At 63.6% G+C, this 12,618-nt stretch carries 15 protein-coding genes; all 15 read left to right on the top strand.

Features of this window, described 5'->3' with window-relative positions:
• The first annotated feature begins 9 nt into the window (after nt 1-9).
• The 15 genes from prmC (at nt 10) to FPP74_RS02555 (ending at nt 12,599) form a co-directional block, all read left to right on the top strand.
• A complete protein-coding gene (prmC, locus tag FPP74_RS02625) occupies nt 10-840 on the top strand; it encodes a peptide chain release factor N(5)-glutamine methyltransferase (protein ID WP_144717126.1) in 831 nt (276 codons plus the stop codon).
• Nucleotides 841-864: 24 nt separating this feature from the next.
• Entirely contained in the window at nt 865-1,524 is a 660-nt protein-coding gene (locus FPP74_RS02620) for an L-threonylcarbamoyladenylate synthase (RefSeq protein WP_095275998.1), read from the top strand.
• Nucleotides 1,525-2,727, top strand: coding sequence for a glycosyltransferase family 4 protein (locus tag FPP74_RS02615; RefSeq protein WP_095548255.1), 1,203 nt, complete (start codon nt 1,525-1,527; stop codon nt 2,725-2,727).
• An 11-nt stretch (nt 2,728-2,738) separates the two neighbouring features.
• A complete protein-coding gene (locus tag FPP74_RS02610) occupies nt 2,739-3,203 on the top strand; it encodes a hypothetical protein (RefSeq protein WP_095548256.1) in 465 nt (154 codons plus the stop codon).
• A gap of 440 nt (nt 3,204-3,643) precedes the next feature.
• Entirely contained in the window at nt 3,644-4,438 is a 795-nt protein-coding gene (gene atpB / locus FPP74_RS02605) for a F0F1 ATP synthase subunit A (protein WP_095276005.1), read from the top strand.
• A gap of 101 nt (nt 4,439-4,539) precedes the next feature.
• Nucleotides 4,540-4,785, top strand: a complete 246-nt coding sequence (locus FPP74_RS02600) for an ATP synthase F0 subunit C (protein WP_095276007.1) — start codon at nt 4,540-4,542, stop codon at nt 4,783-4,785.
• Between the two features lie 54 nt (nt 4,786-4,839).
• Complete coding sequence (locus FPP74_RS02595) at nt 4,840-5,412, top strand: F0F1 ATP synthase subunit B (RefSeq protein ID WP_095536947.1); 573 nt, start codon at nt 4,840-4,842, stop codon at nt 5,410-5,412.
• A 5-nt stretch (nt 5,413-5,417) separates the two neighbouring features.
• Entirely contained in the window at nt 5,418-6,251 is an 834-nt protein-coding gene (locus tag FPP74_RS02590; RefSeq protein ID WP_095276012.1) for a F0F1 ATP synthase subunit delta, read from the top strand.
• 10 nt (nt 6,252-6,261) lie between these two features.
• Nucleotides 6,262-7,926 carry a F0F1 ATP synthase subunit alpha gene (gene atpA / locus FPP74_RS02585; RefSeq protein ID WP_095276014.1) on the top strand — a complete coding sequence of 555 codons (1,665 nt, stop codon included), beginning with the start codon at nt 6,262-6,264 and terminating at the stop codon, nt 7,924-7,926.
• Nucleotides 7,927-7,982: 56 nt separating this feature from the next.
• Nucleotides 7,983-8,957, top strand: coding sequence for a F0F1 ATP synthase subunit gamma (locus FPP74_RS02580; RefSeq protein ID WP_095536946.1), 975 nt, complete (start codon nt 7,983-7,985; stop codon nt 8,955-8,957).
• Nucleotides 8,958-8,960: 3 nt separating this feature from the next.
• Complete coding sequence (gene atpD / locus FPP74_RS02575; protein ID WP_233126885.1) at nt 8,961-10,469, top strand: F0F1 ATP synthase subunit beta; 1,509 nt, start codon at nt 8,961-8,963, stop codon at nt 10,467-10,469.
• A gap of 9 nt (nt 10,470-10,478) precedes the next feature.
• Nucleotides 10,479-10,850: a F0F1 ATP synthase subunit epsilon gene (locus FPP74_RS02570; protein WP_144717068.1), complete on the top strand. Its 372-nt coding sequence runs from the start codon at nt 10,479-10,481 to the stop codon at nt 10,848-10,850.
• A gap of 219 nt (nt 10,851-11,069) precedes the next feature.
• A complete protein-coding gene (locus FPP74_RS02565) occupies nt 11,070-11,528 on the top strand; it encodes a DUF2550 domain-containing protein (RefSeq protein WP_095535050.1) in 459 nt (152 codons plus the stop codon).
• A 74-nt stretch (nt 11,529-11,602) separates the two neighbouring features.
• Complete coding sequence (nucS, locus tag FPP74_RS02560) at nt 11,603-12,295, top strand: endonuclease NucS (RefSeq protein WP_144717067.1); 693 nt, start codon at nt 11,603-11,605, stop codon at nt 12,293-12,295.
• 16 nt (nt 12,296-12,311) lie between these two features.
• The gene (locus FPP74_RS02555) at nt 12,312-12,599 is read left to right on the top strand and encodes a hypothetical protein (protein ID WP_095276028.1); all 288 of its coding nucleotides are present in this window, start codon (nt 12,312-12,314) and stop codon (nt 12,597-12,599) included.
• The last annotated feature ends 19 nt before the right edge of the window (nt 12,600-12,618 follow it).

Raw genomic sequence — 12,618 nt, 5'->3', positions numbered from 1 at the left:
CGCACCACGATGCGGGAGCAGCTTCTCGACGCCACCTCGATCCTCGCCGACGCCGGCGTCCCCACCCCGGACGTCGACGCCCGCCTGCTCGCCGCCCACGTGCTGGGCATGAGCCCGATGGCGGTTATGTTTGCAGATGTGGACGAGACGTTTGCTGAGCGTTTCGCTGGCGTGGTCAAGCGTCGTGCGCAGCGTGAGCCGCTCCAGCACATCACGGGCACGGCCCCCTTCGGGCCGCTCGACCTCGCCGTCGGCCCTGGCGTGTTCATCCCGCGCCCGGAAACGGAAGTCCTGGCCGATTGGGCCGTGCGCACCCTCGCCGGCACGCCGGCACCCACCGTGGTGGACATGGGCACCGGCTCGGGGGCGCTGGCTATCTACGTTGCCAGCCATATCCCCGAAGCGCGCGTGTACGCCGTCGAGCTCTCCGCCACCGCGCGTGAGTACGCGGCGCGCAACGCCGCCTCGCACGGGGTGCGCATCACGCTTGTCGACGCCTCCATGACCGACCCCCAGCTCCTCCGCGACCTCGACGGCGCGGTGGACCTCGTGGTGGCCAACCCGCCGTACGTCCCGGACACCCCGGACCTCGAGCCGGAGGTGTACTGCGACCCGCCCGAGGCCGTCTTCTCCGGCGCCGACGGCATGGACGCAATCCGCGGGCTCGTACCGGTGGCCCAGCGACTACTGCGCCCCGGGGGCTGGTTGGGCGTGGAGCATGACGACGTGACGTCGACAAGCACCTGCTCCGTGATTGAGGCCTGCGGCGGTTTCGGTCCGCTGACGGTACTGCGCGACCTGGCCGGGCGGAACCGGTTTGTGTGCGCGAGTAAGCTGTAGCCGAAACGGAACCGAAGGAGCGATATGGGGAGCATGATCTACAACTGCCTCGAGCCGAGCGGGCGCGAGGCGGGGCTGACCGCTGCGGTCGAACAGGTGCAGGCGGGTCGCTGCGTCGTGCTGCCCACGGACACGGTCTACGGGATCGGCGCTGACGCCTTTAATAACGACGCCGTGGCGAGCCTCCTGGCCACCAAGCGCCGCGGGCCGGACATGCCGGTGCCGGTGCTCGTCGGTTCCTGGACCACCATTCAGGGGCTCGTGCGGGAGTTCTCCGACACGGCGAAGACGCTGGTCGAGGCGTTTTGGCCGGGTGGGCTCTCCATCGTCGTCCCGGAGGCGCCGAGCCTGCCGTGGAACCTGGGCGATACGCGCGGCACCGTGCTGTTGCGCATGCCTAACCAGCCGCTCGCGCTGGAGCTGCTGCAGCGGACGGGGCCGATGGCGGTGTCGTCCGCCAACATCTCTGGCAATCCGCCGGCGCTCAACGCAGCGAACGCGAAGCAGCAGTTTGGCGACGCGATCGGCGTGTACCTCGACGGTGGCGACGCGCAGGTGGGAGAGCCTTCCACGATCATCGACATTTCCGGCCGCCACCCGCAGATCTTGCGCGAGGCAGCGATCAGCGCCGAGCGGCTCGGTGAAGTCCTGAACCTTGACCCGGAGAGCTTGCGGAGGAAGTAGATGACGGGAGCTGGCGTCCCGCTGCGCGAGCTCGGCCTCGTCCTGCTCGTAGCCGCCGCAATCACGTACCTAGCCACCGGCCCGGTGCGCTCATTGCTCGTGCGCACCGGGCGTGTCGCGGAGGTCCGCAAACGAGACGTGCACACGCAGCCGACGCCGTCCGTGGGCGGGCTTGCTATGTTCACCGGCTTCGTTTGCGCCGTGTTCCTCGCACAGCAGCTTCCCGCGCTGACCCGCGGGTTTGCGCCGATCACCCCGGAGATGACGGCGGTGCTGGCGGGCGCGTTTGCGATCGTCATCGTGGGTATCGTGGACGACCTCTACGAGCTCGGCGCGATGACGAAGCTGCTGGGGCAGTTCTTGGCCGCCATCATTATGTGCCTGATGGGCATCGCGTTCACCGTGTTCTACGTGCCCTTCGGTGAGGGCACCACGCTGATTCTGGACCAGATGCAGGGGATGGTGATCGCTGCCGTGTTTACGGTGCTGCTGGTCAACGCCGTGAACTTCGTCGACGGCATCGACGGGCTCGCCGCGGGGATCGGCGTTATCGCCGGCACAGCGATCCTGGTGTTTTCGCTGACCGTCCTGCACGAGCAGGGCGGTGCCGTGTCCGCGTATCCGCCTGCGATCATTTGCGCGGCGCTCGTGGGCATCTGCGCGGGTTTCCTTCCGCACAATTTTGAGCCGGCACGCATCTTCATGGGCGACTCGGGCGCGATGCTGATCGGATTGTTGCTGGCTGCGGCGTCGATCTCGGCGTCGGGCAAGATCAACATGTCGCTGTACGGGACCGCAGACCTGGTGGCGTTGATCAGTCCGATCATCGTGGTCGCTGCTGCGATTGCGCTTCCGGTGGTGGACCTGGTTTGGGCGGTGATTCGACGCACCGCGAGGGGGCAAAGCCCCTTTGCTGCGGACGCCGGGCACATCCACCACAGGCTTCTGCGCTTGGGGCATACGCACCGACGCACCGTGCTCGTCCTGTACTTCTGGGTCGCCGCTGTGGCGTTTGGCGCGGTGAGCTTCTCCATCGTGCCGGTGCGGGTGGCAGTGGTATTCACCGCTGTACTCTTGCTCGGCGCCTTTCTGCTCACACTCGTCCCGCTGATGGCCGGAAAGATTGGGCCGAAACCGGTCGTGGCCCCGCAGGGGTCCGGCGAGGGGAGAGGGCGCGGGGAGGTCGAGCACGCGCGTAGGTAAACTTACCCACCGTGACTACTTCCAGCCCGAATCCGGAATCCCAGCCCCGCGACCTTAACGTCCGCGACGCTTCCGAATACACGGACCAGCGTCGGCCAATCATCCGAGCCCTCAAGGTTGCCGGGGGAGCGCTCGTCGCGCTCACGTTGATCAGCCTGATGGCATGGGGCGCCACGCGCGATCTCCCCGGGATCTGGGCCGTGCTCTTGGGCGTGGCCATTGGCGGTGGGTTCGTGCTGGCTACCGCGGTCACCGTCCTGGTGACCTCCGAATCCTCGCCCAGCACCACGATGGCGGTCGTCCTCGGCGGGTGGCTGGTCAAGATGGTGGTCTTGATTTTGCTCTTCGTCTGGTTGCGTAACTTCAACTTTTATGATTTGACGGCGTTCGGTGTCACCACGCTCGCGGCGCTCGTCGTCGCGCTGGCCGCCGAGGCGTGGGGCGTTATTACGACGAGGACGTCGTACCTGAGCTAGCCCCGAGCTATCCCCGATCCGGCCTGCCCCCGGAGGTGCGCAACCGGGGGTAGCTAGGCCCACGCCTTGGTCAAAGAAGGGGAAAATTCCACCCCTTTTCGCGTGTGTGTGACTGATGTTACAGGAGGGCAAATCTGCAGGCTGTTGAGTCAAAGTTGGGCGCAAACTTCCCAGGTTGAGGGTGCATAGTGTCCGAGTCCCCCCAAAGTCCAGGAAACTCATGACGACCTGTTAAAGTATCCGCTGGGCTTACTTGAGGCAGGGGACTGCCCAGCGCCGCTGGGTCTCGCTGCCTGAAGAGACTCCCCTGTCCCCGCGGAAGCAGATGTGCGACGGAGTCCGCCGCGGGAGACAGCCTTGATGAAGACGTCCATCGCACCGCATTCTTTGAGGATGCGGCCCGAGAACGGGAGAGAACGCTGAGCGTTACAACTTTGGCCATGAAGGGTTCATTCCACGCACCCGAACTTGGTCCAGAAATTTTCCCGGGGCACACGTACGACCAGTTCATTGGTGAAGACTTTGCCAATGGATGGTTCGCGCTCGACCGCATTATGCTTGTCCGACTTCTTGTCGCGGCAATCCTTGTGGTCCTCTTTGTTATTGCCTTTAGGAAGCCGAAGCTGGTTCCTAAGGGGCTGCAAAACTTCGCAGAGATGGGCGTGGACTTCGTCCGCGTCAACATTGCAGAAGATACGTTGGGGAAGAAGGATGGAAACCGGTTCCTGCCGGTCATTGCCACCATCTTCTTCACCGTGCTGTTCATGAATGCCGCGACGATCATTCCGTTCCTCAACATCTCACCTAACGCACGTATCGGCATGCCGGCCGTGCTGGCGGTTGTTGCCTACATCGCGATGATCTACGCGGGCGTCCAGCGCTACGGTGTGGCGTTTTTCAAGCACTCCACCGTCATTCCTGGACTGCCTTTCTTCCTCCACTTCCTCGTGGTGCCGATTGAGATCTTCTCAACCTTCATCCTGCGTCCGGTCACCCTGGCAATTCGTCTGATGGCGAACTTCCTGGCCGGCCACATCATTTTGGTCCTGCTGTACTCTGCTACGAACTTCTTCTTCTGGCAGCTCAACGGGTGGACCGCATTCAGTGGCCTGACCATCATTGCTGCGATTCTGTTCACGCTCTACGAGCTCATCGTTATTTTCCTGCAGGCATACATTTTTGCCCTGCTGACGGCGGTGTACATCGAACTATCGCTGCATGCGGATGCGCACTAACAAAGCGCGACCAACCGGTCAAACTGAATAACCCCTCCACATTGTCACTCGCCCTCCCGCACTAGGAGCGGGGGAGCACCTAGAAAGGGAACGACTTTCACATGAACGACATCATCCTCGCCCAGGCAAACGAGTCTGTCACCGCGTTCGACGGCCTCCAGTCCATCGGCTACGGCATCGCCACCATCGGCCCCGGCATCGGTATCGGCATGCTGGTTGGCAAGACCGTTGAGGGCATGGCTCGCCAGCCCGAGATGGCTGGTCAGCTGCGTACCACCATGTTCCTGGGTATCGCCTTCGTTGAGGCCCTTGCCCTCATCGGCCTCGTTGCCGGCTTCCTGTTCTAAGAAAAGCTCGCACCACCTAGCGAACAGATTTCATTTCTAGAACAGGAGCAACCAATGACTAACGTCAACGAATTTCTCGTGGCGGCAGAAGGGACCGAGGAGATTCCGATGACTTCGGAGCCCTCCGTGCTTCTGCCTGCCCCGTACGACGTGGTTTGGTCGCTTGTCGTCTTCATCATCATCTTCCTCCTCTTCTGGAAGTACGTGCTTCCGAAGTTCCGGGAAGTGCTGGCGGAGCGCGAAGACCAAATCAAGGGTGGCATTGAGCGCGCTCAGGCTGCCCAGGCTGAAGCATCGGCTGCCCTGGAAAAGAACAATGCTGAGCTTGCCGAGGCACGCGCCGAGGCCGCCGCGATCCGCGAAGCTGCCCGCACCAAGGGTAAGGAGATCGAGGCGGAGTCCCGCGAGCGCGCGGAGGCAGAGTCCAAGCGCATTGTGGAAGCTGGAGAGAAGCAGCTTCTGGCATCCCGTGAGCAGGTCGTCGCAGAGCTGCGCAACGATTTGGGCCAGAACTCGATCAACCTCGCCGAGCGCCTGCTTGGCACCGAGCTGTCGGACTCCACCCGCCGCTCGAACACGATCGACTCCTTCCTCTCTGAGCTCGACAACGTCTCGACGAGAAAGTAGGCGAGATGAAGGCAGCGAGTCGCGAAGCACAAGCAAAGGTCTCGGAGAAGCTTGATCAGCTGATCCAGAATTCCGACAATGCCGTCGCCGTGGCGATGAACGTCGGTGCTGAGCTCTTCCTCATCGTGAACCAGCTCGACGGCGAGCGCGCACTGCGCATCGCCGTTGCTGATAACTCGGTGGAGAGCTCCCAGCGCACCGGCATTATGCGCGACGTGTTTAGCGCCAAGGTCGCAGATCCGACGCTTGAGGTCCTGCTGGCAGCAGCCGAGCAGGAGTGGTCCACGCCCCGCGAGTTCCGCACCGGGCTGGTCAACCTCGGCCGCCGCGCAATCGCGCGCGGGGCCGAGAAAGACGGCAAGCTCGAGCAGGTTGAAACTGAGCTGTACCAGCTCGCCAACGTGCTGGAGCGCGAAAAGGATCTGACCCAGCTGTTGTCCGACCGCACGGCGGCCTCCGAGAAGAAGCGAGGACTGCTGGCAAACGTGATTTACGGCAAGGTGACGATGTTCACCGAGGCTTTGGCTTTGCAGGTCATCGGTCGCCCGCGCCACAACCCGGTAGATGACTTGGTGGAGCTGTCCTCCGAGTTTGCCGGTATGCGTGGCAAGACCGTGGCACGTGTCGCCACCGCGGAGGAGTTGTCCGACTCCCAGCGCGGCGTCCTGGCGCAGAAGCTTGAGAAGATTTACGGCCGCGAGATGGCCATCCACTCCGAGGTTGACCCCAGCCTCCTCGGTGGTGTGGTTATCCGCGTTGGTGACGAAGTGATTGATGGTTCGACGCGTGGCAAGCTCACGCGCCTGCGCACCGACGTCGCTGCCAACGCGGCCCTTTAGAACGAAGATAATGCTGGAACAAACTACCGAGAGCAGGAAGAACATGGCGGAGCTGACGATCTCCTCCGATGAGATCCGTAGCGCGATAGCGAACTACACCTCGAGCTACTCCGCGGAGGCCTCCCGTGAGGAGGTCGGCGTGGTGACTTCGGCTGCAGATGGTATTGCCCAGGTTTCCGGGCTGCCAGGGTGCATGACGAACGAGCTGCTCGAGTTCCCGAACGGCGTCATTGGCGTCGCACAGAACCTCGAGACCGATTCCATCGGTGTCGTGGTGCTGGGTAACTTTGAGTCCCTGACCGAAGGCGACGAAGTCAAGCGGACGGGCGAAGTCCTGTCCATCCCCGTTGGGGAAGACTTCCTTGGCCGAGTAATCAACCCCCTGGGTCAGCCGATTGACGGCCTTGGCCCGATTGAGTCCAAAGAAGAGCGCGCCCTGGAGCTCCAGGCCGCAGGCGTTCTCGACCGCCAGCCGGTCGAGGAGCCGCTGCAGACGGGCATGAAGGCGATTGACGCCATGACCCCGATCGGCCGCGGCCAGCGTCAGCTCATCATTGGTGACCGCAAGACCGGTAAGACCGCGGTCTGCATCGACACCATCCTCAACCAGAAGGCTTTCTGGGAGACCGGTGACCCGTCGAAGCAGGTGCGCTGCATCTACGTGGCTGTGGGCCAGAAGGGCTCCACCATCGCTGGTGTGCGCAAGACCCTGGAGGATCACGGTGCGCTGGAGTACACCACTATCGTGGCGGCTCCGGCGTCCGACTCCGCAGGCTTCAAGTGGCTGGCACCGTTCTCCGGCGCTGCACTCGGCCAGCACTGGATGTACCAGGGCAAGCACGTCCTGGTCATCTACGATGATCTGACCAAGCAGGCCGAGGCCTACCGTGCGATCTCGCTGCTGCTGCGCCGCCCGCCGGGCCGCGAGGCATACCCGGGCGACGTCTTCTACCTGCACTCCCGTCTCCTGGAGCGTGCAGCGAAGCTGAACGACGAGCTCGGCGCTGGCTCCCTGACCGCACTGCCGATCATCGAGACCAAGGCAAACGACGTGGGCGCGTTCATTCCGACCAACGTCATTTCCATTACGGACGGCCAGGTCTTCCTTCAGTCCGACCTGTTCAACCAGGGCGTGCGCCCGGCTATCGACGTGGGTATCTCTGTCTCCCGTGTCGGTGGCGCTGCGCAGACCAAGGGCATGAAGAAGGTCGCAGGTAACCTGCGTCTGGACCTCGCCGCATACCGCGACCTCGAGGCGTTCGCGGCCTTCGCTTCCGACCTCGACGCTGCTTCCAAGAAGCAGCTTGAGCGCGGTCAGCGTCTGGTCGAGCTGCTGAAGCAGTCCGAGAACGCACCGCAACCGGTTGAGTACCAGATCGTGTCCATCTGGGCAGCGAACGAGGGCCTCTTCGACGTCGTTCCCGTCGAGGATGTCCGCCGTTACGAGTCCGAGCTGCAGGAGGCCATCCAGTCCTCCGCACCCGAGGTCTTTAGCCAGATCGAGGGCGGCAAGCAGCTTGACGACGCTTCGAAGGACGCCATCAAGCGCGTCAACGAAGAGTTCGCTCGCACCTTCCAGGCTTCCTCGGGCGAGCGTGTCGTGCGCGAGCCGGAGGCGCAGGCCCTGGACGCCGGCGAAGTGTCCAAGAACAAGCTCAACGTCAGCCGCTCCTAGGTTCTGCAGCGCGCAGGATTTTAGGACCTACATAAAGGAAGGGAGGAAACAGCACCATGGCAACACTTCGCGAATTGCGTGACCGCATCCGGTCCGTCAACTCAACGAAGAAGATCACGAAGGCCCAAGAGCTGATCGCTACGTCGCAGATCACCAAGGCCCAGGCTCGCGTCGCTGCGGCGAAGCCGTACGCGGACGAGATGCAAGACGTCATGGAACGCCTCGCCGCCGCGAGCTCCCTCGACCACCCCATGCTCCGGGAGCGTGATGGTGGGCGAGTCGCGGCGATCCTCGTGGTCACCTCTGACCGCGGTATGGCTGGCGGCTACAACCACAACGTGCTGAAGAAGGCCGCCGAGCTTGAGCGCATGCTGAGCGACGCAGGCTACGAGGTGGTTCGCTACGTCACCGGTAACAAGGGAGTTACCCACTTCCGGTTCCGTGGCATGGACGTCGGTGGCGCGTGGACCGGCTGGTCCCAGAAGCCGTCGTGGGAGGATACGCACAACGTGCGTCGCCACATCATCGACGGTTTCATGGCTGGTTCCGAGGACACCGCCAAATGGCGCGAAGGCGTCAACGGCACGGAGGGCCAGGGCGTGCGCGGTTTCGACCAAGTGCACGTTGTCTACACCGAATTCGTGTCTATGCTCTCGCAGGAAGCGCGCGTGCACCAGCTGCTGCCCATCGAGCCCGTCCTCGAGGAATTCGAGTACGAGCAGAAGAGCATGCTGGAGCAGGACGGCTCCGTGAACCCGGATATGAGCTTCGAGCCCGATCCGGACACGCTGCTGACCTCGCTGCTTCCGACATATGTTTCCAGGTCGCTCTACTCGATCTTCTTGGAAGCATCGGCTTCGGAATCCGCTTCTCGCCGTACGGCGATGAAGAACGCGACGGATAACGCCACCGACCTGGCGAACAATCTGTCCCGAGAGGCTAACCAAGCCCGTCAGGCAAAAATCACCCAGGAAATCACCGAGATTATCGGCGGCGCTGGCGCGCTGTCCGGTAGTGGAGAAAGTGACTAAATCATGACTACTGCTCAATCATTTGATGAGCGCAACGATGAGCCGGTGGGCGAGGCCGAGACCAAGGCTGCAGCCCACGAGGCACAGTCCGCGCAGAACCCGCAGGGTTCTGACAACGGACGCGTCGTTCGCGTAATCGGCGCAGTCGTCGACGTGGAGTTCCCGCGCGGCGAGCTGCCCGCTCTGTACAACGCACTCGAGGTCGACATCGAGCTCGAGGGCATGTCCCGCACCATCGTGCTCGAGGTTGCCCAGTTCCTGGGCGACAACCTGCTGCGTACCATCGCCATGGCTCCAACCGACGGCCTTGTGCGTGGTGCGAAGGTGCTCGACACCGGCAACCCGATCTCCGTCCCGGTCGGCGACCAGGTCAAGGGCCACGTGTTCAACGCACTCGGCCAGTGCCTGGATGACCCGAGCGTCGGCGAGGGCGGCGAGCGCTGGGGCATCCACCGCCAGCCCCCGGCCTTCAAGGACCTCGAGGGTAAGACCGAGATTCTGGAAACCGGTATTAAGGTCATCGACCTGCTCACCCCGTACGTGAAGGGCGGCAAGATCGGCCTCTTCGGCGGCGCAGGTGTGGGCAAGACGGTCCTCATCCAGGAGATGATTACCCGTATCGCCCGCGAGTTCTCCGGTACGTCGGTCTTCGCCGGCGTCGGCGAGCGTACCCGTGAGGGCACCGACCTCTTCCTCGAAATGGAAGAGATGGGCGTGCTCCCAGATACGGCCCTTGTTTTCGGCCAGATGGATGAGCCGCCAGGGGTTCGTATGCGTGTGGCCCTGTCCGGCCTGACCATGGCGGAGTACTTCCGCGATGTGCAGAACCAGGACGTGCTGCTCTTCATCGACAACATCTTCCGTTTCACCCAGGCCGGTTCCGAGGTCTCGACCCTGCTGGGTCGCATGCCTTCCGCCGTGGGCTACCAGCCCACCCTGGCTGACGAGATGGGCGTGCTGCAGGAGCGCATTACCTCCACCAAGGGTCGCTCCATTACCTCGCTGCAGGCGGTCTACGTGCCTGCCGATGACTACACCGACCCGGCACCGGCGACCACCTTCGCCCACCTGGATGCGACGACCGAGCTGTCGCGTTCCATTGCCTCCAAGGGCATTTACCCGGCTGTGGACCCGCTGACCTCGACGTCCCGCATCCTGGAGCCGGGCATTGTCGGCGAGCGTCACTACGCTGTCGCGCAGAAGGTGATCGGTATTCTGCAGAAGAACAAGGAGCTGCAGGACATCATCGCCATCCTTGGTATGGACGAGCTGTCCGAAGAGGACAAGATCACCGTTATGCGTGCTCGTAAGCTGCAGCGCTTCCTCGGCCAGAACTTCTTCGTCGCGAAGAAGTTCACGGGCGACGAGGGCTCCTACGTCCCGCTCGAGGAGACGATCGAGGCCTTCGACAAGCTCTGCGAGGGCGAGTTCGACGCCTACCCGGAGCAGGCCTTCAGCAACCTCGGTGGTCTCGACGACGTCGAGGCCGCGTACCAGAAGCTGCAGGGCTAGGAGGCAGACATGGCTGAACTTACCGCGCAATTGGTGTCGGTGGACCGCATGCTTTGGTCGGGTCAGGCCAGCATCGTCACCGCGCAGACCATCGAAGGTGAGATCGGCGTACTGCCCGGTCACGAGCCGTTCCTTGGCCAGCTCAAGGAGAACGGCGTGGTGACCATCCGTCCCACCAGCGGCGACCGCATCGTCGCCGCTGTGCAGGGCGGGTTCCTCTCCGTCCAGGGCGACAAGGTGACCATCCTCGCTGACTTCGCGAAGCTCGCGGACGAGGTTGACACCGCCGAGGCAGAGTCCGGCCTGCGCGCCGACGACTCGCTCGTGAAGGCCCGCTCGGAGGCCGAGCTTGCCGCGGTTCGCCGCAACAGCTCGCGCTAGACCGAGTTTGCGTCAGCGCCCGGGAGGAGGGCAACGCACGCTCCTTCCTTGTACGTTTCGCGCCCCCACCTGCCGTGAGGTAGGCGGGGGCGCGACGTCGTTAAGCGGCTGTCCCGATGATGCTTGCATTGTCTGCGCAGCAAAGTAGGATTATCGCTTAAGCGTGCTTCCACGATGTGCGGGGGCCTGGCAACAACGGAATCTCGCAGGGAGGTGTCGATGGAGATCATCGTCTCTGTGGTGCTGCTTGTGGTCATCGGGGTCACGGGTATTGCGATCTGGCGGTTTGCCATGTTCCGGAATTCCGGCGGGCGCGCGCTGATCCGCAAGCTGCCGGCCCAGGGGCTGCACGGCTGGCGGCACGGTATTCTGCGATACACGGGGGAAGAGCTGCAGTTTTATAAGCTGCGGTCGCTGTCATCAAACTACGATTACGCGCTGGACCGCCGCGACCTGACTATCAACGGGGTGCGCGACCTGACTGCGGATGAGCAGGAAATTATGCCGGGGGTGTCGACGGTCCTGGAGATGACCAGCCCGCGCGGGCAACTCGAGTTTGCGGCGGATCGCCACGTGGAGATGGCGCTCATTTCCTGGGTGGAGTCTGCGCCGGATCGTCGCCAGCAGCGCGTGGACGTTCGCTCGCTGGCACAGCGCGTGCAGCGGGGCCGCGCCTAAGTGCTTCTCGACGCCACCGCGCACCCACCCGACCCGTTTCTGTTCCCCGCTGCGCGCCCGGTACCCTGTGGTGCATGCGTCTCGTCATAGCTCGTTGCTCCGTTGACTACGTTGGTCGCCTCGCGGCGCACCTTCCGTCCGCGTTGCGCCTCATTTTGCTGAAATCCGACGGCTCAGTGTCCGTCCACGCGGACGACCGTGCCTACAAGCCCCTGAACTGGATGACGCCGCCGTGCACCCTGAAGGAGGAAGCGGTGGTGGACATCGACGGCGAGGATACCGGCGAGCAACTCTGGATCGTGGAGAACCCGAAGGGGGAGCAGCTGCGCATCACGGTGGAAGAGATCCTGTCGGACTCCTTCTACGAGCTGGGCGAGGACCCGGGGCTGGTCAAGGATGGCGTCGAGGCGCACCTGCAGGAGCTGCTGGCGGAGCACATCGGCACCCTCGGCGAGGGCTACAGCCTGGTGCGCCGCGAATACCCCACGGCGATCGGTCCGGTGGACATCCTCGCCAGGGATGCAGACGGACAGACCGTGGCTGTAGAAATCAAGCGGCGCGGCGGGATCGACGGCGTCGAGCAGCTCACTCGCTACGTTGAGCTGCTCAACCGCGACGAGGTGCTCAAGCCGGTGCGCGGGGTGTTCGCGGCGCAAGAGATCAAGCCGCAGGCGCGCACGCTCGCCGAGGACCGCGGCTTCCGCTGCCTGACCCTGGACTACGACGAGCTCCGCGGCATCGAGTCCGACGAGCTGCGGCTCTTCTAGGCGCGAAGGGGAAACGATGCCGAGACGGAACCGGAGACACAACGTCACCCCGTCCTACGTGCTACCGCGCGACGGGTCCACATTCATTGGGACCCAGGAGGTCGAGGGGCCCAGCTGGGCGAACGGCGAGATCTACCTCGTACGCCAGATCGGCGCCGCAGCGGCGAATAAGTTCTACGTGTGCCCGCGATGCAACCAGAACATTCCGCCGGGCGTGGCGCACGTCGTGGCGTGGCCGCGCGACACAGGCGGGCGTGGCGACGATCGCCGCCACTGGCACAAGCACTGCTGGGAGAAGCGGTAGCGTCCGTCCGGGTAGGCTG

This window comes from Corynebacterium sp. NML180780, assembly GCF_007786415.1.
Taxonomy (GTDB): Bacteria; Actinomycetota; Actinomycetes; order Mycobacteriales; family Mycobacteriaceae; genus Corynebacterium; species Corynebacterium gottingense.
The sequence above is the reverse complement of the archived record's forward strand: the minus strand, read 5'-3'. Positions and strand labels throughout refer to the sequence as shown.